Origin of the sequence: Propionibacterium australiense, from assembly GCF_003666605.1 — a bacterium.
Taxonomy (GTDB): domain Bacteria; phylum Actinomycetota; class Actinomycetes; order Propionibacteriales; family Propionibacteriaceae; genus Propionibacterium; species Propionibacterium australiense.
Genome location: NZ_RCIV01000009.1, coordinates 89851 through 109548, shown reverse-complemented (window position 1 = coordinate 109548; position 19698 = coordinate 89851). Strand labels below are relative to the sequence as shown.

Here is a 19698-nt window from a genome sequence, read left to right as displayed (position 1 = left end):
CGCAACCGGTCGGGCCGGCTGGGAAGGTCTGGGGCCGGGGTGGTCGTCCTGACCCGTTTCCTGGGATGACAAGCGACAAGACCCTCTGTTGCCATGATCTTGCGGACCGTGTCGGGTGAGACCTTGACGCCGCTCCGGGCCAGTTCGGCGTGGATCCGGCGGTAACCGTAGGTCTGTTCGGACTCGTCAAAGAACTCGACAATGATGGCCGTCAGGTCTTCTCTCCGCTTGGTTGTCGAGGACTTGGGGCGGTTTCGCCAGGCATAGTAGCCGGACTTGGATACTTTCGCCCACCGGCACACGGGCTGGATGGGGTAGTTGCCTTCTTCGCGGTGGATGCAACGGTATTTCGCGCTCACCCGGGTCCAGGGGCGAAGAGGGCCGCCGCTTTTTTCAGGAACTCGGCTTCCATGCGAGCCTCCCGGAGCTCTGCTTTTAGGCGTCTGATTTCGGCGTGTTCTTCCGCGGTGGTGCCATCAGTGCTGGGATCGGGGTGTTCTTTCCGCCATTTCGCGACCCAGTTCCCGACTGTCTGCGCCACAAGCCCGTACGACCTGGCGACCTCACCCGAATCGGCTTGGACTTCTGGACGACCTCTGGAACGACTTGTTCGGTGAACTCCGCACTGTATTTCGGTGCCGACATGATCTAATTCTACCTCACGATCATTTCACCCACTGTCCGAAAAACACCAAGCACTCCAATCTGTGAAGAGCCGTCATACCCAGCCAGATGTAGCCCTTGTCACCCAATGGCGGCATGTCCGGGAAATTCTCAAGAAAACCCGTTGACTGGATGGCTTTCGCGTCATGGGTCGACCCGGGGGCAGGGTCGCAAGACCCATACGAGTCTTCCGGTCAGGGTGCAGGCCACCTGAAGGTTCAACCCGGTGGTGTGGTGCTTGCCCGAGTACAGGCCCGGCTCGTGTTTCCAGTCCCAGCATGGCACGAGAGTGCCGTCCACGATCAGGGTCTGGGTCTGGTCCAAGTCGTCTGCGGTGGGCACAAGGTCTGCGAGGATCTCGACGATCCGTGGCGTCCACCGGCTGATGGCCCGGCAGATCGAGGACTGGTTGACCCCGAACGACTCGGCCAGCTCGGATTGAGCCCGGTTGCGTCGCAGATAGGCCAGTGTGGCCCTGATCTGCTCTGCCTGACTCAACGCGGGCAGGCGCCCGGTGGCCTGGGGTACGGGGATAATTGTGAGCAAGGGTCTGGTAGCACACTGCGATTGCTTCGACCGGCAGGCTTGTTGTATGGCACACGCGAGGACCTGTTCTGAGATTATTGTATTCGACAAGCCAATTTTCTCAGCGGTAGGTCCTCACTTTTCATCGTGACACGCCAACACCGGTAGAACAGATTCCAAGATCACCCCCTCAAACTAAGGGTTTTGAATAACCCTCTACCTCACGATCATTTCACCCACTGTCCGAAAAACACCAAGTACTCCAAGTAGCAGTCCTTCAGTGAAGGCTTACACAAACCACTGAACATTCCCGGCTCGTCCGGGAATGCCGAACAGCCCGCAGAACCCTGAGACCGACATCCCTTCCACGATCCGGATTGCCCCAGGGGTCCTCGAAGCACCCAGCCTGCTCTCGGCGCTCTTCTCTCCAGACCCCTCAACTCCACTGTCGCTTCGCCCAGCACGAGCGTGAGACCCTCGACCCGACCTCCGAGCTGGGCCCCGCGGGCCGGGCGGGCCCGGCCTTCCGGCCACCAGAACAGTCCTCCCTGCCTTCGAGGAACACCGCCCACCGGCCGATCGTCTGCTCGCAGGCCCTCTCCATGCGGGCCGCCACGGTGACGGTGATCTCACCACGCAACACGCTCAACACGGTCGGGGTCTCGGTCTCCAGGCCGAGCACCGGCGACCGTCCCATGGTCACGCCCACCCGCTCCCAGAAACCGATCACGCCCCCACAACCAACCCGCTACGAAGCCCGACGCGGGACCGTTTCGCGAGCGGTCCTCAGTGACATAATTGGTTAGGTAATGCTATACTAATCACAGTTATGCTGACAGGCTTAATAGAGCGGCGACGAACAGTCCCGCCGTGGCTGTACCTTATGGAGGAATGCTCATGCTCGAGTCCCTGCCGACCGGACGCGACGACGAGGTAGTGCTGTGCGTGAGCGAGCTCTGCAAAACCTTCGGACGGGGTGACAAAGCCACCGAGGTGCTCAAAGGGCTCTCCTTTGAGGTCCTGAGAGGCTCGGTGGTCTCCCTGCTCGGTGCCAACGGTGCCGGCAAGACGACGTTGGTGAACATCGCCTCGACCCTCATGCTGCCCAGTGCAGGCACGGTGCGGGTGTGCGGAGCCGATGTCGTCGATGAACCAGCCGCGGTGCGCCGCACAATCTCCCTCACAGGTCAGTTCGCGGCCGTCGACGGTGAACTGACCGGCCGCGAGAACCTCGTCTTTTTCGCTCGACTTCACGGGTTCGGCGCGTCCGCGGCCAGGGCCCGCGCCGATGAACTGTTGCGGACCTTTCGCCTGACCGATGACTCCGATAGGCGTGTGGCGAACTATTCAGGGGGCATGCGTCGCCGGCTCGACATCGCGGCCTCCCTCGTCGTCGAGCCCTCACTGCTCTTCCTCGACGAGCCAACGACCGGTCTGGACCCGTTGTCGCGGCGTGAACTGTGGAAGACCGTCGACGAGTTGCGCGACCGCGGGGTCTCGGTGCTGCTCACCACCCAGTACCTGGACGAGGCTGAGCGGCTCTCCGACGACATCGTGCTGTTGCGCGGGGGGCGGGCCGCGGCTCAGGGTTCCCCAGGCGAACTGCGCCGCCGCTTCGGCGCCCCGATCTGCCGACTCGGTTTCGACGAGGCAGAAACCGCCGAACGGTGCGCCATCGAGTTGTTGCCGGGCGTGCTTTCGCGTCCGGCCGAGGATTTCCGGGCCGAGGCTCTCGAGGTCCTGTTCACCACGCGCAATGGGGCCCGAGATCTGTCCCGGTGCGTGGCTGCACTGGCGGACGCGCAGCTGGAGCCTGTCTCGGCCTCGCTCAACCCGCCTTCCTTGGACGAGGTTTTTCTCGGCACAGCCTTCGCCGACACGCAGGAGGGCTGAGGGATGGCGCTCTCCAACTCCTCGTCTGCCCAGCTGCGGTCGAGTGCTCTCACTGCTGTACGCGGAGCCACTTGGCGCAACAATCTGCGCTTAATGCGCAATTCCGCCTCGTTGGTCTCGGCGCTGGTGATCCCCGGCATGTCGATGCTCGCTTTCTGGGTGGTCTTCGGTCACGCTGCTAGTGGCTCCGGTTTCGACTACGCCCTTTTCCTCATGGCGGCGGCCATGTTCCAAGCTGTCATGTTTACCGCCGGGGGATCGGCGATGGCCTTGGCCGTCGACGTCGAGTCGGGGCTTCTGGCCCGGGTTCGCGCGATGCCGGTCCACGCCCTGAGCGTGATCATGGGGCGCATGATCTGCGATCTGATCCGCGCGATCCTCTCCCTGTGCACCGTGATCGTCCTAGGGCTGCTGTGCGGGGCTGAACCAGCGAGTTGGTCCGGGCTGGTCTTGGCGTTCCTCGTCGCCTTAGCGATGGGTGAGGTACTGGTGCTGGTCTTCTCCGGGCTAGCCCTGCGCTCGAGACAGCCGGTCCAGATGGCTGGACTCATCCAAGGCGTGGAACTTCCCCTGCTCATGGTCTCGACGGCCTTCATCCCGTTGAGCACCCTGCCTGATCGTCTGGAACCGCTCATCGCCCACATGCCCTTCTCCCCAATGATCGATACGAACCGGGCCTTGCTCAACGGTGAGACGCCCGGCGACTCGGGCTGGGAGGCGCTGGTATGGCTGACCGGCGGGCTCGTTCTTGGCGCCTGGTGGGTCTCGCGAGCCTTCAGGAGGTCGGCATGAGTAGCGGCGAGCAGAACCACATTGGATGGGCGGGCGCGGTCGCTGTGCACGCTGGACGTCTGCTGAGGCGCTGGCGCAGATCCCCCGTGACGTTAGGCGCCGCGCTTGGTGTACCCGTGGTCATGATCGTGATCATCAGGGTGATGTTCGCTGGCATGGTCGAACAGTTCAGTGGCTCTGAGATGGACATGACCGATGTGGCCGTCATGGTCGGCGTCTCCCAGGCGTTCACTGGGGGCCTGCTCGGTGCAGGGGCGATCGTCCAGGAGCGTCACGAGGGGCTGCCGCAGCGCCTCGCCAGCATGCCGGGACCGCGTAGTGCGGCGATCGTCGGGCGTATCCTCGCTGAGGCAGTGCGTGCCTTCGCTGCAACACTGGCGGCCGTGGCCCTCGGTCTTGTCCTCGGCGCGGAGTTCGGTGGTGCGGTGCATCTGCTGGGCGTGCTCGTCGTCTTGGTGCTCGTCGCGATCTCGGCCGGTGCTGTGGGCGTCATGCTCGGTCATCTCGTGGAGACCCCGCAAGGCGCCTTCAGCTTCGCGCCGCTGGTGATGGCCGCCATGTTTTTCAACACCGCCATGATGCCCCGCGAGATGTATGCGGCAGTGCTGCGCCCCCTCGTCGACGGTTCACCGATCACTGCTGTCACCGAACTCGTCGATGCGATCATCAACGGGGGCCTTGAAAGCCAGCAGTTGCTTGTCTTTGTCCTCTGGTTCGGCGGTCTCGTAGCGCTCAGCCTCTTAGTGTTGTGGCGCCGGGCAAGCGGTCTGCGGCGTTGGGCCCTGTGATGAGCAGTTCGTCTGCGGCGCGGGAGCCCCGCTTCGAGTTCGCCTCCTCAGGGCGTCATCTGGTCGCCACTGGAGTCGTGCGGCACGTCGAGCCGCGCTCATGGGTCGGTACCGAGGTTGCCAGGGCCGTCGAGGATGTGCTGGCTGCTCCCCTTGAGGCCCCCCAGCTCGTGGTGGGGGTGCTTCCCTTCGACAGCGCAAGGCCGGGGATGCTCTACCGTCCTGCAGAGGCCTGCTGGAGGAGTTGCACTTTTCCCGGTCTGCCCGAGCCCTTCGTTCCCTCTGCGTCCACGATCGCCGTCACCGATCGGCGGCCCAGCCACGAGGGCTATCGGTGCCTTGTCGCCAAGGCCGTCGAGACGATCCGCTCAGGGGAGCTGGACAAGGTGGTTTTGGGGCGCAGCGCGACGGTGTGCGCAGCGGTCCCCTGGGATCCTCAGTCGGTCTTCGTCCGACTCGGGATACAGAATCCAGACGCCTTCGTCTACCTGATTGACGTGCCCGGAGGCTATAGTGGCGAATTCGCCCAGGAAGGGGTCTTCCTGGGCGCCAGCCCCGAACTCGTGCTGTCCTGCTCGGGTTCGCGGGTGCGTACTGTGCCCTTGGCCGGCACCATGGTCCGCGGGAGTGATCTCGAGCGGGACGAGCGGGCCTCCGAGGCCCTCCTTGCGTCTGGGAAGGACCTGGCTGAGCACTCATATGTTGTGCGGGCGATCGCCAAGGTCTTTCGCGCGCGCACCGATGATCCGAGGATCCCCTCGCGTCCACGACTGGTGCCTACCCCAGCAGTGTGGCACCTTGGCACCGAGATTACGGGAACGCTCAGGGGCGGAGCCAGCCCCTTCGAGTTGCTCTATGAGTTGCATCCCACGCCGGCCGTGTGCGGCTGGCCCCCTGAACGTGCGTGCGATTTCATCGTCGACCACGAGGGGTTCGACAGAGGCCTCTTCGCGGGGCTGATCGGATGGATCGACGCCGATCGGAACTGCGAGTGGGCGCTGGCCCTGCGCGGAGGTGTGCTCCGCGGGGACCAGGCGACGATGTTCGCAGGAGCCGGCGTCATCGCCACCTCCGAACCAGAGGCAGAGCTACGCGAGACCGCAGCCAAGATGCGGACCTTCCTGGCGGCCCTCGGCGGGCAGGAGGGCAGACACGATCCCTGAGCGGCCGTGCTCGTGCCAACAGTGGCGCCATGGCCGTGAGCATCGTCGTCTGATTCCTCGCGCGGGCCATTGCAAGGCAAACCAGTCACAGCCCAATCCCATCCACCATCCGATTCAATGCGCAACTGAGGAGTGAACATGGACTCTCGAGAAGAGATTGAGGAGAAGATCCGTACTGGACAGCCCTTCAGGCCCATCGACGACTGGTCGATGTACGAGGACATGATGGCGGCTGCCGAGAAATGCTATGCGATGAACAAGCTCAAGCCCTCGCAGTGGGACGAGAAACTGGCGGCGATGCATGATCTAATCGGCTCGATCGGGGAGTCGCTGACAATCTTCCTCCCCTTCAACGCTCTTCTCGGGTTCAACATAACCATCGGTGACGGGGCCACCTTCAACTTCGGGACGACCGTGCTTGACATGTCGCCGGTTGTCTTCGGTAACAACGTCATGGTGGGGCCGAACTGCTCCTTCTTCGCCGGGAATCATGCCCTCCACCCCGATGAGAGGCGGGAGATGATCTGCACATCCAGCGCGATCAGTATCGGCGACGACGTGTGGATCGGCGGTCACTGTGTGGTCACAGGAGGTGTGAGCATAGGGGCGGGGAGCGTCATCGGGGCCGGAAGCGTGGTCACCAAGGACGTTCCGCCGATGAGCTTGGCTGCGGGCAATCCCTGTCGGGTGATTCGCGGACTCGGCCCCCAGGACAGGCTGCTGACCGCCTCCGGACAGGGTGAGGACGGCACGTCATGAGGGCGCTTGCCGCCGTTCTGGGTTCTGAGGGCGACGTCATTCCCTTCATCGCGCTGGGACAGCGCTTGGCTGAACGCGGCCACGAACTGGTGCTCGCAGGTTTCGAGGACTTCGCCACCCGCGTGCAGACCGAGGGGATCGACTATCTTCCTCTGCCCGGCGACTGCCAGCGGCTCATGAGGCGGCTGTTGGGGGACACCAAGGGGGTGCTGGACGCGGTCCGAGGTTTCCGCGAGATGATGGGCGAACCGGCCGTTTTCGAGGCACTCGAGGGGGCCATGGACGGGATCGACGTCGTTCTGCACAATCAGTTCACCGAGATGGCGCGTCTGCTCTCGGCGGCGGCTGGGGTGCCCTGCTTGCGCGTCTTGGCCTATCCGACCGAACCGGGCCGTCGCTACAGCCTGGTCGACCCGCGACGCAACGATGGGAGCTGGCGGGCAACCGCCTGGCATCGCGCATCGAATCTCATGATGGTCTGGGCCATGGCCCCTGTGATGGGGGCCTGGCGGCGTCGTCTGCGCCTGCCGCGCTTCTGCCCCTGCCGGCCTGACGCCACGCTCTACCAGTTCAGCCCCACTCTCAGTCCGCCGGACCCGGCCTGGGGCGAACGGGTCCACGTGACCGGGGAATGGCTGTGCCGTCCCCAGGACCCCGAGCATCTTGACGAGGAGGTCGAGGACTTCCTGGGCAACGGGGAGGCACCACTGCTGGTCAGCTTCGGCAGTGTGGCCTCCTCGCAGCTGCCGAGGGCCCGCGTTTGGGTCCGTGAGCTCTTGGTCGAACGTCGGCAGCGGGCGATCATCGTGGAACCGGAGCATCCCCGCGGTGAGGAGGACGGGCTTCTTAGCCTCGCGCGGGTGCCCTTCGAGGCCGTGCTCGGGCGCTGTCGGGGTGTGATCAGCCATGGGGGAGTGGGCACCATCGGGGCCGCGCTGCGCGCGGGTGTCCCAGTCATGACGGTCGCTTTCGGTGGCGACCAGCAGTTCCATGCTCAGGCCGTGCACCGCAACGGTGCCGGTCCGGCCTACATCGACGCCCAGCGGGGGGAGCTTACTCGGCGGATGCTCGCCGTACGCATGGACGAGCTACTCAGTGGTGACCACGATGAGGCGGCTCGGGGGCTCGCTCCGCGCCTGAAGGCGGAGCAGGGGGTCGACGAGGCAGTCGAGGTCCTGCTCGGTCTCACCGCAGGCTTCAGGGACGCCTCTGAAAAGGCCATCGGCGAGAACGGACAGTGAATGATCACGGTGAGACACACAGAGATCCCCGGGCTACTCATGGTGGAGTCGCAAACACGAGCGGATCGGGGCGGCTGGTCACACGAGAACTGGGACCACGCGCAGATGGCTGCAGCCGGTGTCCCGGACTTCTCCCCGAACCAACACAGTCTGTCCTTTTGCCCTAAGGCGGGTGCCGTTCACGGAATCCACGTCGAGCCACGAGACAGGATCGTCTCGGTCGCGAGCGGCCGTGCCTTTGGGATGTGGGTGGACCTTAGAGACGGATCGGAGCACGGTCGAGTCGTCACCCGGGAGGTTCGCCCGGGTGACGCGGTCTACGTGCCGCGCGGGGTCGGTGACGGCTACCAGGCGCTGGTCGACGGCACGATCTACTCCTTCCTGGCCAGTCAATGCACCGACGGTGAACAGTCGGTGCTCCCGCCTGCGATAGATCCCGGCGACCCGAGTCTCGGCGTCGAGTGGCCGATCCAGGTCGAACCAAGCCCCGAGCCGGGGTCCGACACCGGATCCCAGGCCCCGCTCGATGCGTCCACTACGGTGATCCTGGGTGCTGAGGGTCAGCTGGGACGTGCCCTCCAAGAGGTTCTCCCGGGGGCACGCGCGTTCGCCCGTGATGAGTGCGATCTGGCGGATCTGGACCACGCCCTCCTCGAGGGCGCCGAGTGCATCATCAACGCGGCCGCCTATACAAGCGCTGATGGCGCCGAACTCGACCGACAGGAGGCCTGGCTGACGAATGTCACGGCCATCGGCGAGTTGGCCCGGATCGCGCGCCGTGCCGGGTCTGTCCTGGTGACCGTATCCAGCGACTACGTCTTCGACGGCCAGAAGCAGGGTTGGTACGGAGAGGACGATCCGGTTGGGCCGTTGAACTTTTACGGGGCGACCAAGGCGGCCGGGGAACGACTCGCCGCGACCTGGGGGCGGCAGTACACGATTCGCACTTCATGGGTGGTCGGAGAGGGGAGGAATTTCGTCGACTCGATGATCGCACTCGCCCGACGTGGAGAGTGCCCCCGTGTGGTGGATGACCAGTTCGGGCGTCTCACCTCCGCCCATACACTCGCCCGGGCGATCGTGCATCTTCTCGAGCACCATGCCCCGTACGGCACATATCACGTCACCGACGATGGCCCGGTTGTCTCCTGGGCCGACATCGCTTCCCTCGTCTTCGAGCGATGCGCCAGATCGGCAGATGACGTGCAGCGGATCTCCTCCGAGCAGTACCGGCAAGAGCACCCTCGCTCGGCACGCAGGCCGCGGAACTCGAGACTTGACCTGGCCAGGGTTATGGCGACGGGTTTCGTCCCCGGGCGCCTCGAGGAGCTGCTGGATTCGCATGTCAAACGAGGTTGAACGGGTCCGTGTCGAGGACTCGGGGCGTGGGCAACCGCCTGCGCACCGACTGTCATGACGGGCGAGCCGATCCTTTAGCGCTCTTCTCGAAACGCGTTAACCGTATTCGCGTGGCGCTGGGAGGTGATCTCTGCGCTATTGCGTATGAACAATGAAATACCTTGTGAATTGGATCTTTATGGAATCCTGCTGGGCTTGCGGGGCTATCTGAGACGCTGTTGACGGCGGCGTTGAGCTTAGGTAAGGTTTACATAACTTATGTCCAGACTGCCTCTTCGTTTCAGGGGAAGCGGATGACTGGGTTTGAGTTCGCCGCAACCGATGCGTCCGTCGCTCAGTTGCTGATGTGTGAAGGAGTCAATGTGGGGAGCAGTGCTCGAGGACGTCGAATCGGTGTCATCGGTTCGCACGGAGCCGTCGGTAGGGCTCTACACGAACTCCTGTGCGCCGAGGGGTGTGAGGTCATCTGCGGTAACAGGACCAGGAGAACGCCCGATGGGGACACCCTCTTCGTCGACGCTCACAAGGCAGACAGCGTGCGCGAGTTCGCCCGAGGCTGCGCGGTGGTGGTGAACTGCGCTGGGCCCTCGTACCTAATCAAGGACCGTGTCGCCGCTGCGCTGCCTGCAGATGTAATCTACGTCGATCCCTTCGGGGGGAATTGCTTCGAGCACTACGCGGGGGTCTGCCCCAGCATCATCAATGCGGGCTGCACTCCCGGACTGGCGGGCCTCCTGACGAGGCATCTGGCGGGGTCCTTCGACGAGTGCACCACAGCGGTCGTCTGCTGCGGCGGAAGGGAACAGGGCGGAGTCGCCGGTTTCGCTGACGTCATCCTCAGCACCCGCGACGGATACGGTCATCCTGGTCAGATGCTGGTAGAGGGGCGTGTCTGCCCCCATGTCGAGAGCGACTGGCAGATGCAGGACACCGCCTCCTTCCCGCAGGAACCGGAGAATCTACGTTCTCCCTTCGTCACCGACGAGCTGTACAGGGTAGTTCGTGACTGTGCCATCGCACAGCTAGCCGGATTCCTAGTGATCCCCGACCAAGCTTCACAGCAGCTGCTCTTGAAGGCCATGAGCCTCAGCGAGAGTGGTGAGCCCGAAGAGCTCATGGGACTGTTCGCACAGATCGACGGCGCCAAGTCGAGGCTAGATGAGGGTAAGAAGAACTGGTTCGCCATGCAGGTGAGCGCGCGCGGACACACGGCGGGCGTGCTCAAGCGGAGTTCTGTAGCCGTGTGCTCCGATGACAGCAGCGAGCTGACGGCAGTCGTGCTCGCGCAGACCGTGCTCCATGCACTCGAGACCGGCTGCCCCCCGGGAGCCCACTGGGCCTACCGCTTCCTGGATGTCGAATCGGTGATGGGCGCGCTGCGGCAGGCTGGCATGCGGCTAAGCGAGAGTGGGCCGGACGAGCTGATGACAGAACGCCATCAGCATGCTGGGGCGGTCGAGTCCGGGTTCCTGTGCGCCCCTCCCCGCCGGGCCTCGTCCCTCACCGAACCATCGCGCTCCGGTCCGGGCGCTGGTGATCGTGCTCTGCCCGAGAAGGAAGGCACATTATGAACAGAACACGCGTGGTCGTGTGCGGAACCACCTTCGGCCGTGTCTACGTGGCGGGTGTCCGTCGACTTCCCGAGCACTACGAACTGGTCGGTATACTCTCGCGCGGGAGCGAGCAGTCCCGCGCCTTCGCCAGCCAGCAGCGGTTGCCGCTGTTTACCACGATTGAGGAACTGCCCGAGTTTGATATGGCTTGCGTGGTGGTCCGCTCGGGCATCGTGGGTGGCAAGGGCTCCCAGCTGGCCAGGCGTTTTCTTGCGGACGGTCGGCACGTGGTTCTCGAGCATCCGATCCACCGCGACGACGCGGTGGAGTGCTATCGCGAGGCAGCCAGGAGCGGCGGCGCCTTCTTCATCAACCCCTTCTACCGTCACAGCCCCACCATTGCGAGCTATCTGGAGATGGCGCGGGTCCTGCGCGAGGACCACGGGATCCTTGGCGTCGAGGCCGAGTGCAGCATCCACTTCCTCTTCTCGATGATCGACCTCGTCGGTCGGATCACTGGTGGTTTCACGCCTTGGGAGGTCCAGGCGCAGGGCACCGTCGCCGGCGTGTTTACGCAGCTGGGCGGATCCTTCAGGGGTGTCCCCGTGAGCCTCCGCGTCGTCAATCGGATGAATCCTCTCGACCCCGATGATTTCGCCCATGTGGGCCATCGGATCACCGTTTTCACGGTGGCGGGCAATCTCGTGCTGACCGAGACCGATGGGCAGATCATCTGGCATCCCAATGTCACAACCCCGCGTACTACGGAGGGTCTCCTGGAGATCGAGGCCGACGAGGCCCTGAGCACCGTCCGGTTGCATGAGAGCCTCGCCGTCGAGACCGAGGTGACCAGGCGCTGCCAGTTTGAGCGCATCTGGCCCTCAGCCGTTGCCAGATTCCTCGATGCGCTCCGTCAGGAGACGGGTAGCCCGGCGGCTCGGGCCCGCGAGGCCGAGTACATGCTGACCCTCTGCGCGGTGTGGGCCTATGCTGGCCAGCTCATGGGCCCGGCCGAACCGTTGGGTGCTGAGACACCCCCCCGGTTCCTTTCCCTTGCGCACCTCACAGAGCAGATGCCAGATGGCGCGCCCAGATGACGGTCCCCAGAGCGACTCGCTCGTGATTTCGAAAATGTCAGGAGAGCTCCCAGTGAACATCGCAATACTGATTGAAGAATTCCAGCAGCGGGGCATCGCCCTATGGGCCAACGGGGACAGACTGGGCTACCGGTCACCCAAGGGCGCGCTGGGCCCAGCAGACCTGGCGAGCCTGAGGAGTCACAAGGCCGAGATCCTTGAGTACCTGAGGGCCGAGAAAGCCATCGAGCATGATAGCGCCGCGCGTTTCATGCCCTTCGAGATGACGGACATTCAGCGGGCCTACACCACCGGCCAGCACGCCGGCTACGAACTCGGTGGGACCGACTGCCACAGCTATGCGGAGTTGCGCACGCAGCCCGTGGAGCGCGAGAGGCTGGAGAGGGCTTGGCACGAACTGATCCGCCGCCACGACATGCTCTCGGCATTCGTGCTGCCCCCGGACTCGCTGCGGGTTATCCCTCCCGAGGAACTGCCCGCCGAGAGGATGCCGCGGCTGGAGGAAATCGATCTGCGTGGCCATGATCCGCAGTCGCCTGACGAGGAGCATCTGCACTACCGCCGCGAGATGGAAGAGCGGAGCTATCCGCTGGGAGCTTGGCCCCTTCACTGCTTCCGGATCCTCCAGTTCGAAGAGTGTAGTATTTTGCAGTTTTCGATCGACATGATCATCGCCGATTCCATCAGCGTCTCGGCCATGGTCGAGGAACTGATGGACATCTACGAGGGCAAACCGCTGGAGCCCCTGCCTCAGGCTACCTTCAGGGACGTCCTGGTTGCGCGGGCTATCCGCAAGGAGACCCCGGCCGGGCGCGCCGAGTACGAGAGCGCGAAGGAGTACTGGCTCGGGCGTCTCGAATCCATGCCGGAAAGGCCCTCATTACCGATTCTCACCGCCCCGCAGAGATCCGAGGGGGAGACGGTCCGCTTCACCCGTCATAGCTGGCGGTGCGGCCCTGCCGAGTGGGCCTTGCTGGTGGAACGGGCCGCTGCCTTCGGCGTGACACCTTCGAATGTGCTACTGACCGCCTACATTGATGTCATCCGGCGCTGGTCCTCCCAGCCGGAGTTCTGCGTGAACATCACCTCGATGAACCGCGGCGATGAGCTCTCGGGCGTCGAGCGCATCATAGGGGACTTCACCGAGGTGAGCGTTCACGCCAGTCGCCGGGAGACCGGCAGCTTTCTTGAGCGGGTGTGCAAAACCCAGGAGCAGCTCGTCGACGAGCTTTCTCACTCGGCGTTCGGCGGCCTCGACGTACTGCGCGAGCTCGGCCGGACCAGAGGTGGAAGTGCCGTCGTGCCGATAGTCTTCACCGGGGCGCTGGGTGCCGGTCTGCGACGTAGGGAAGGACGAGCCCTTGAACTCGTCCATGGCGTCAGTCGCACACCGCAGGTCTGGATCGACTGCCAGGCCTTCGAGGAGGCCGGCGGTTGCAACATCAACTGGGACGTCCGAGAGGGCATCCTCGCGCCCACGGTCCTCGAGGCTATGTGGGAGGCTTTCACAGAGGCGCTCAAGCGGCTGCTCGGCGCCGAGGAGGAGCCCTGGCATGCCGAGGACATCGTGCAACTGGGCGAGCGGCAACAACAGGTGCGTGAGCGGATCCACCGGAGAGATGCCCCGCTGGCGCCCCGTACGCTCCAGACTGGTTTCTGGGAAAAGGCACAGAGCCAGCCCGAGGCGTGCGCACTGGTGTGCGGCGGCGAGAGCTTCAGCTACAGTGAGCTCGCCGGCCACGTCCAAGCACTGAACGCGCAACTGTCCGGGGTTGACAGAGGGGACCGGGTCGCGATCGTCTTGGGTAAGAGCGTCTGGCAGGTGGCGGCGGTTCTCGCCGTCGTCTCCAGAGGAGCGGCCTATGTCCCCATCGACCACGACCAGCCGTCGGCGCGCCAGCGCCGGATGATCTCGCTGTGCCGCCCCCGGGCGGTCATAGCCGATGCGAACTATCGTGCGGCGGACGGGCAGCTGGCCGTCGTCGACGTCGACGCATTGGACCCACTGTCCTGGGACGGGACGGTTCCGGTGGCCGGCTCGGCGGAGGATACGGCCTACATCATCTTCACATCAGGCAGCACGGGAACGCCCAAGGGCGTCGTAATGACGCACACCGCAGCCATGAACACGATCGAGGACGTCAACCAGCGCCTCGCGGGAGCGACTCCACGGACGGTGCTCGGCCTGTCCAAGCTGTCCTTCGATCTGTCCGTCTACGACGTCTTCGGGACCTTCGCGAGCGGGGGACGCCTCGTTCTGCCCCTTGAGTCCGAGGCGAAGGATCCGAGTAGCTGGATTGAACTGATGCGCGCTTGGCGGGTGGACACCTGGAACTCGGTGCCCGCCCTGTTCCAGATGCTCCTGGCCGAGCGCGTGGCTGCTGGCCTGGCACCCGATGAGACTCTTGGGCTCGTCCTGCTCTCGGGTGATCTCATTGCCCGCACCCTGCCTGCCCAGGCAGCTTCGCACTTCCCCCGTGCCGAACTCATGAGCCTCGGCGGGGCCACGGAGGGAGGGATCTGGTCGATCCACTATCGGATGAACGGTCACACCGGCGAGGAGAACATCCCCTACGGCAGCGCCCTGTCCCGTCAGGGCATGTACGTTCTCGACGCATTCATGAACGAGTGCCCCGACGGGGTCAGGGGCAGGATCCACATCAGCGGCGAGAGCCTCGCGAGCGGCTACTTCGACGATCCCGAGACCACGGAACGCAAATTTTTCTTCTCGGCCAAGCAAGGTTGCCGTCTTTACGACACCGGCGACATCGGCAGCTACCGTCCGGACGGGGTGATCGACTTCCACGGCCGGGTGGACACCCAAGTCAAGATCAACGGCTACCGGGTCGAGATCGGTGAGATCGAGGCCGTCCTTGAAGAACACCAGGACATCGGCCGTGCCGTCGTAGTCGTGGAAGAGGCAGACGGCCGTAAGAAGCTGAGGGCCTTCGTGACACCTGACCAGCAGCAGGACTCTTCTGCGGCAGATGAAGAGCGGGCGGACACACCCGAGGTGCTGGGCGCGGCGCTGCGTGAGCTCTGGTCCTCGGGCGATACCAGCGGTCCTGACGCCGCATGCTATGCAGCATGGACGAAGGCCGGCAACGAGGCCGCCCTAGCCGCTTTGTTGGCGGCCTTTGTCGAAGCTGGGCTTTTCACCGAGCCAGGGGCGGTTCATTCCCAGGAGCAGATCGTCGCCAGGCTCAGGCCCGATCCCGAGTACCGGGAGCTGGTGGGTCGCTGGCTCGACATGCTCACGGCCGAGGGCGTCCTGCAGGCCGACGAGGGGGGCTTTACCCTCACGTCCGAGAGCCTTGAGCACTACCGCATGGCCGAACGATGGAACCACTTCGCGGCCATGGAGGCCCAGGTGCTCAACAGCTCTGCTCTGTTCGAGTACCAGCATTACGCGGCGGGCACACTGCTGCGCCAGATCCGTGGCGAGCTGAATCCTCTTGATCTGTTCTTCCCCGGCGGCAAGACCGACAACGCCCACGCCATCTACGCGGAGAACAGGATCAGCAAGGCCACCAATGCGGCTGTCGCGGATGCGGTGGCGAGAGTCGCCGAGGCACGCGGGGACCGTCCGATCCGTGTCCTGGAGATCGGAGCGGGCGTGGGTGCCAGCACCATGTACATCCTGCCTAAGCTCCCCGAGAACATCGCGGAGTACCGGTTCACCGACTTGTCTACTTTCTTCCTACGCAATGCGAGGGAGAGCTACCGCGACTACGGCTTCATGAGCTACGGGATCTTCGACCTCAACGCCGAGTGCGCCGGGCAGGATGTCGAGTTGGGCGCCTATGACGTGATCGTCTGTGCAAATGTCCTGCACAACGCGGTGAACATCGACCAGACCTTCGCCCGGCTGAACCAGCTGCGGCGGCCCGACGGCGTGATCGTCATGATCGAACCGGTCACCGAGCTTTACGCCGCGCTCATCTCGATATCGATCAAGATGAGCCTGGTCGAGTTCACCGATGTGCGCGCCGGCGGCCATCGGGTCTTCCTCGACGAGGAGCAGTGGGAGGGAGTCTTCACCAGGGCGGGACTGCGCAGGATCGCCGAGTACCCCGGCAAGTTCGACCCGCTGCGCGAGTGCGGCCAGCGCCTGTTCGTCCTCACCGAGCCTGGTGCGCGCAGGATCGACGAGGAGGAGCTGACGGGTTTCCTGCGCGAGATGCTTCCCGGCTACATGGTGCCCGCATCCCTCACCGTGATGGACGCGATGCCGTTGAGTGCGAACGGTAAAATCGACAGGAAGGCTCTTCTGAGTTCGTTCACGTCCCGTCAGGAATCCGAAGAGCAGCCGCTCGCCGCGCCCCAGGGGGGGTTGGAGGAGCAGATCGCGGCCCTGTGGCGCGATGTCCTCGAGAACGAGCGGATCGGCCGCGACGAGGACTTTTACGCAGCCGGTGGCGACTCCCTGCTCATGGCCAAGGCCGTCACAAGGATGCGCCAGGAGATCGACGCGCTGAAGGACCATAGCTGGGATCTCATCATGCGTGAGATGCTCAAGACGCCCACGGTCGCCGGGATCGCCGAGGCCCTCGGGGGTGGGGCGGTTGAGGCATCCGACCCCCGGACGACCGCCGATACCGTGGTCGCCCCAAGTGAAGCGCGGGTGGCTTCGAGCAGCCCTGCCGTCTCGTCGTCTTCGGTGACTGCTGCTGGTGCACAGCGCCTGCACGTCTACGGGCTCGGAGAGGATCAGGGTTCGTGCCGGGCCTTCTTCCACGCCGGTACCGGGCGCATCAAGGACTACGATCTCCTCGTCCCAGCGCTCATGGAGCGCAGCCCTGCAACGACCCATGTCGGTTTCACCTCTGGTGACGCCGACGAGTACCTGGCCAGTCCCACTGATGCTCTCATCGCCGAACGGGCGCGCCTCTACGCTCAGGACCTACTCGAACTGGACATGGACAGCTACGAGCTGGTCGGCTACTGCATCGGAGGCTTCTTCGCGTTGGAGACGGCGAAGATCCTCACCGAGCTGGGGCGCCAGGTCAGCAGGGTGGTCGCGGTGAGCACCCATCTGTGCCCGCACCGCATCGCCAACGAGATGCTATGCGAGTTCGCCTACGGCTGCGTCGTCGAGGCAGACCCACGGTCTCTCGGTGCTGATTTCAGCATTGAGTTGCTCCGTGAGGGCCTCGAACACATCCTAGGTGGCCAGAACAGGGACATCACGGACGAGGAGCTGTGCGCCCTCGACGGTCGCTATGCCTCGCTTGGCTCCTATTTCTCTGCCTGCTCGCGCATGTCACCGAAGCATCGCCGCCAGCGGATCTACGAGACGATCAAGGGCTACGAGAACGATGCAGGCAGCGCTCGAGCCATGCTCGAGATCCTCTACGATGTCTTCCGGCACTCCCTGCGCGGGACGATCGGATACCGGCCGGATGTCTACTTGGGCACGGTGCTCGCTCTGCAGCCCGAGCGCGGAGTCGATGGCTTCTATCCCTCGCTCGGCGGCGACGTCGACTGGCCCAGCACCGTCCTGGGGCAGCTGCGGACCGGGATCATCAGTGGTTCGCACTCCGACTGTCTGACCGAGGAGAACTATCGCTCGATTCTGGCCTACTTCGAGCAGGACCAGGGGGATTGACAAGCATGGCCAGGATAGGACATGTCATCTACAAGGCGGACGATCTGGAACAGGCCGTGGCTGAGTTCCGCGCCGAGGGTTTCGAGGTCGAGTACGGCAAAGCCAGGAATCCCCACAATGCGCTGATCTACTTCTCCACCGGCCCCTATGTGGAGATCATCGCGGGGATCCACATGCCTGCCGTGGTGCGTGGTGCTCTCGCGCTCACAGGGCACCGGCGCATGGTCGAGGACTATGACCGCTTGGCGCAGGCCCCGCAGGGCTACAGCCGGATCGTCTTCGAGGTCGAACGCGAGCAGTTCACGGCCCTGAAACATCTGTGTGCCGTGCACGACCGGTCGACGGTGATCTCGCCGGTCACCAGGAAGGACCCGCACGGGCGTCGGATCTCCTGCCGCTGTCTGGTGCCGGACGATTGGAGTGTGCCGATGTTCGTCACCCCGTTCGCAGTGGACACACACCGCGCATCGGCCCATCCCAATGGTTTCACGCGGATCGAGGAGATCCGCTACGCCGGAAGCGAGACAGCCGTGGGAATCTGCCTAGGCGCGCAGGCCGAGGAACGACTTAGGTGCAGCATCGGGGACGGCACCATCGAGGTGAGTTTCGCATGAATGCCGGAGCGCGGATGAGGGCGCAGAAGATCCTCGACGCCTATGAGGCGAGCGGTCATCTGCGCAGGAGGAGCCTGTGCGAGGAACTGCACGAGGTCTGCCTGCGCCACAGCGAGCGCCGCGCCGTCGTCGCCCCGGACGCGGAGCTGAGCTATCGGCAGCTGGACCTGACGATCGCGCACTGGGCCCGGGCATTCCTTGAGGCGGGGCTGTCGGGAGGAGACCAAGTGCTCGTGCAGCTGCCGAACAGCGCCGCCTATCTGGTGAGCCTGTTCGCGCTCATGCGGATCGGCGCCGTCCCGACGCTCATGCTGCCCTCACACCGTCACAGCGAACTGGTCCGGCTGGCCCGGCAGCTTCGTCCCGTCGCCTACATCGGGGGGCGGGACCAGCTCGGATTCGACTGCGTCGCGATGGTCGAGGAAGCCGATCCGCAGGAGCTGGGCATCCGTCTCCTCTACGCCGACGCTGGCCCTGAGCACGCCGGGCCTGTGCCGTGCCATCGACTGCCCCCGCTGCCGGGGACGGCCGATCCCGAGCCCCCGCCGCTTCCGGTGGCCGGGCCTGGACACCGGGACGTGGCCCTGAATCTGCTCTCTGGGGGCACGACGAGCGAACCCAAGATCATCCCGCGGGTGCACGAGGCCTACGCCTACAATGCGAGGGTGGCCGCTCTGCGCTGCGGAATCGGTCCCGACAGCGTCTACCTTGCGGTGCTCTCGAGCTCCCACGACTTCCCTCTGGCACAGCCGGGCGTCCTGGGGACGCTGCTGTGCGGCGGGACCGCAGTGATGTGCGCCAGCGCCGCCTTCGACGAAGCCTTCGCCGCGATCGAGGCCAACCGGGTGACAGTGACTGCGATCGTGCCAGCCGTCGCTCAGCTGTGGAACGAGGCCCTGGAGTGGTACCCAGCCCAGCTGTCCAGTCTCCGGCAGATCCTCATCGGGGCAGCCAGGCTCGACGCGGAGCTGGGGCGTTCGCTCATGGCTAGGACAGGTGCGTTGATCCAGCAGGGATACGGGCTGGGCGAGGGAATCACCACGTTCACCCGCCTGGACGATCCGGAGCCGGTGGCCCTCGGCACCCAGGGGACGCCGATCTCGGACGGTGACGTCCTGCGGATCGTCGACCCGCAGGGCAGACAGCTGCCCGCCGGCGTCGCCGGCGAGATCATCGAGAAGGGCCCCTACACCTTCCTTGGCTATTACGGTGCGCACGCTGATGACGACTGCTTCACCGCTGACGGTTTCCTGCGGACCGGCGACCTCGGCTATCTGGATGCCGACGGCAATCTTGTCGTCTGCGGCCGCGTCGTTGAGCAGATCAACCGACTGGGGGAGAACGTCTCCCCGCGCGAGATCGAGCATTTCCTGGGACTGATCGGTGGCGTCCGCGAGGCTGCGGTCCTCGGCGCACCCGATGAGGAGCTGGGGGAGCGGACGGTGGCGGTCGTCGTCACCGACGGGCCCCTCGACCGGCGGAGGGTCATGAAGGACTTCGAGGAGCGGGGTATCGCTCGCTACAAAGTGCCCGACGAGGTCATCGTCGTCGATGCGATCCCCCGGACCAACATCGGCAAGGTCGATAAGAATGCACTCCGCGCGATGACCCAGCAGCAGACCGAGCGGACAGACTGAGGAAGG

16 protein-coding genes are annotated in these 19698 nt (G+C 64.6%); 12 read left to right on the top strand and 4 right to left on the bottom strand.

Features of this window, described 5'->3' with window-relative positions:
- The 4 genes from D9T14_RS08395 to D9T14_RS08385 form a co-directional block, all read right to left on the bottom strand.
- The coding region (locus tag D9T14_RS08395; protein WP_147434118.1) for an IS3 family transposase at positions 1-359 on the bottom strand (359 nt) is incomplete at its 3' end.
- A complete protein-coding gene (locus D9T14_RS14465) occupies positions 356-631 on the bottom strand; it encodes a transposase (protein ID WP_375154065.1) in 276 nt (91 codons plus the stop codon). The genes D9T14_RS08395 and D9T14_RS14465, both read right to left, overlap by 4 nt.
- 176 nt (positions 632-807) lie before the next feature.
- Positions 808-1209, bottom strand: a complete 402-nt coding sequence (locus tag D9T14_RS08390) for a transposase family protein (protein ID WP_170175664.1) — start codon at positions 1207-1209, stop codon at positions 808-810.
- A 415-nt stretch (positions 1210-1624) separates the two neighbouring features.
- A complete protein-coding gene (locus D9T14_RS08385) occupies positions 1625-1918 on the bottom strand; it encodes a hypothetical protein (protein ID WP_119161747.1) in 294 nt (97 codons plus the stop codon).
- Between the two features lie 167 nt (positions 1919-2085).
- Between D9T14_RS08385 and D9T14_RS08380 the strand changes: the two genes are divergently transcribed.
- The 12 genes from D9T14_RS08380 (at position 2086) to D9T14_RS08325 (ending at position 19692) form a co-directional block, all read left to right on the top strand.
- Positions 2086-3081 (top strand): ATP-binding cassette domain-containing protein, encoded by a 996-nt coding sequence (locus D9T14_RS08380; RefSeq protein ID WP_197720648.1) that lies wholly within the window; start codon positions 2086-2088, stop codon positions 3079-3081.
- A gap of 3 nt (positions 3082-3084) precedes the next feature.
- Positions 3085-3873: an ABC transporter permease gene (locus D9T14_RS08375; RefSeq protein ID WP_119161745.1), complete on the top strand. Its 789-nt coding sequence runs from the start codon at positions 3085-3087 to the stop codon at positions 3871-3873.
- A complete protein-coding gene (locus tag D9T14_RS08370; RefSeq protein ID WP_119161744.1) occupies positions 3870-4661 on the top strand; it encodes an ABC transporter permease in 792 nt (263 codons plus the stop codon). Before D9T14_RS08375 ends, D9T14_RS08370 begins: the two co-directional genes overlap by 4 nt.
- The gene (locus tag D9T14_RS08365; protein WP_121592109.1) at positions 4661-5824 is read left to right on the top strand and encodes an isochorismate synthase; all 1164 of its coding nucleotides are present in this window, start codon (positions 4661-4663) and stop codon (positions 5822-5824) included. The genes D9T14_RS08370 and D9T14_RS08365 overlap by 1 nt, the downstream gene beginning before the upstream one ends.
- A 138-nt stretch (positions 5825-5962) precedes the next feature.
- Complete coding sequence (locus D9T14_RS08360; RefSeq protein WP_119161742.1) at positions 5963-6583, top strand: sugar O-acetyltransferase; 621 nt, start codon at positions 5963-5965, stop codon at positions 6581-6583.
- The gene (locus D9T14_RS08355; protein ID WP_119161741.1) at positions 6580-7824 is read left to right on the top strand and encodes a glycosyltransferase; all 1245 of its coding nucleotides are present in this window, start codon (positions 6580-6582) and stop codon (positions 7822-7824) included. Before D9T14_RS08360 ends, D9T14_RS08355 begins: the two co-directional genes overlap by 4 nt.
- Entirely contained in the window at positions 7825-9183 is a 1359-nt protein-coding gene (locus tag D9T14_RS08350; protein ID WP_119161740.1) for a sugar nucleotide-binding protein, read from the top strand. It begins immediately after the preceding gene.
- A gap of 293 nt (positions 9184-9476) precedes the next feature.
- A complete protein-coding gene (locus D9T14_RS08345) occupies positions 9477-10754 on the top strand; it encodes a saccharopine dehydrogenase family protein (RefSeq protein ID WP_183085916.1) in 1278 nt (425 codons plus the stop codon).
- A complete protein-coding gene (locus D9T14_RS08340) occupies positions 10751-11833 on the top strand; it encodes a Gfo/Idh/MocA family oxidoreductase (protein WP_119161739.1) in 1083 nt (360 codons plus the stop codon). Before D9T14_RS08345 ends, D9T14_RS08340 begins: the two co-directional genes overlap by 4 nt.
- A gap of 52 nt (positions 11834-11885) precedes the next feature.
- Positions 11886-17441, top strand: a complete 5556-nt coding sequence (locus D9T14_RS08335) for a non-ribosomal peptide synthetase (protein ID WP_119161738.1) — start codon at positions 11886-11888, stop codon at positions 17439-17441.
- Positions 17442-17446: 5 nt separating this feature from the next.
- Positions 17447-18055, top strand: coding sequence for a VOC family protein (locus D9T14_RS08330; protein WP_119161737.1), 609 nt, complete (start codon positions 17447-17449; stop codon positions 18053-18055).
- Positions 18052-19692, top strand: a complete 1641-nt coding sequence (locus D9T14_RS08325; protein WP_197720649.1) for an AMP-binding protein — start codon at positions 18052-18054, stop codon at positions 19690-19692. The genes D9T14_RS08330 and D9T14_RS08325 overlap by 4 nt, the downstream gene beginning before the upstream one ends.
- Positions 19693-19698 lie beyond the last annotated feature (6 nt).

What these genes read in the sequence shown, in the direction of transcription:
- D9T14_RS08380 (WP_197720648.1), top strand. Translation starts at nt 2,086, where the DNA reads ATGCTCGAGTCCCTGCCGACCGGACGCGACGACGAGGTAGTGCTGTGC.
- D9T14_RS08375 (WP_119161745.1), top strand. Translation starts at nt 3,085, where the DNA reads ATGGCGCTCTCCAACTCCTCGTCTGCCCAGCTGCGGTCGAGTGCTCTC.
- D9T14_RS08370 (WP_119161744.1), top strand. Translation starts at nt 3,870, where the DNA reads ATGAGTAGCGGCGAGCAGAACCACATTGGATGGGCGGGCGCGGTCGCT.
- D9T14_RS08365 (WP_121592109.1), top strand. Translation starts at nt 4,661, where the DNA reads ATGAGCAGTTCGTCTGCGGCGCGGGAGCCCCGCTTCGAGTTCGCCTCC.
- D9T14_RS08360 (WP_119161742.1), top strand. Translation starts at nt 5,963, where the DNA reads ATGGACTCTCGAGAAGAGATTGAGGAGAAGATCCGTACTGGACAGCCC.
- D9T14_RS08355 (WP_119161741.1), top strand. Translation starts at nt 6,580, where the DNA reads ATGAGGGCGCTTGCCGCCGTTCTGGGTTCTGAGGGCGACGTCATTCCC.
- D9T14_RS08350 (WP_119161740.1), top strand. Translation starts at nt 7,825, where the DNA reads ATGATCACGGTGAGACACACAGAGATCCCCGGGCTACTCATGGTGGAG.
- D9T14_RS08345 (WP_183085916.1), top strand. Translation starts at nt 9,477, where the DNA reads ATGACTGGGTTTGAGTTCGCCGCAACCGATGCGTCCGTCGCTCAGTTG.
- D9T14_RS08340 (WP_119161739.1), top strand. Translation starts at nt 10,751, where the DNA reads ATGAACAGAACACGCGTGGTCGTGTGCGGAACCACCTTCGGCCGTGTC.
- D9T14_RS08330 (WP_119161737.1), top strand. Translation starts at nt 17,447, where the DNA reads ATGGCCAGGATAGGACATGTCATCTACAAGGCGGACGATCTGGAACAG.
- D9T14_RS08325 (WP_197720649.1), top strand. Translation starts at nt 18,052, where the DNA reads ATGAATGCCGGAGCGCGGATGAGGGCGCAGAAGATCCTCGACGCCTAT.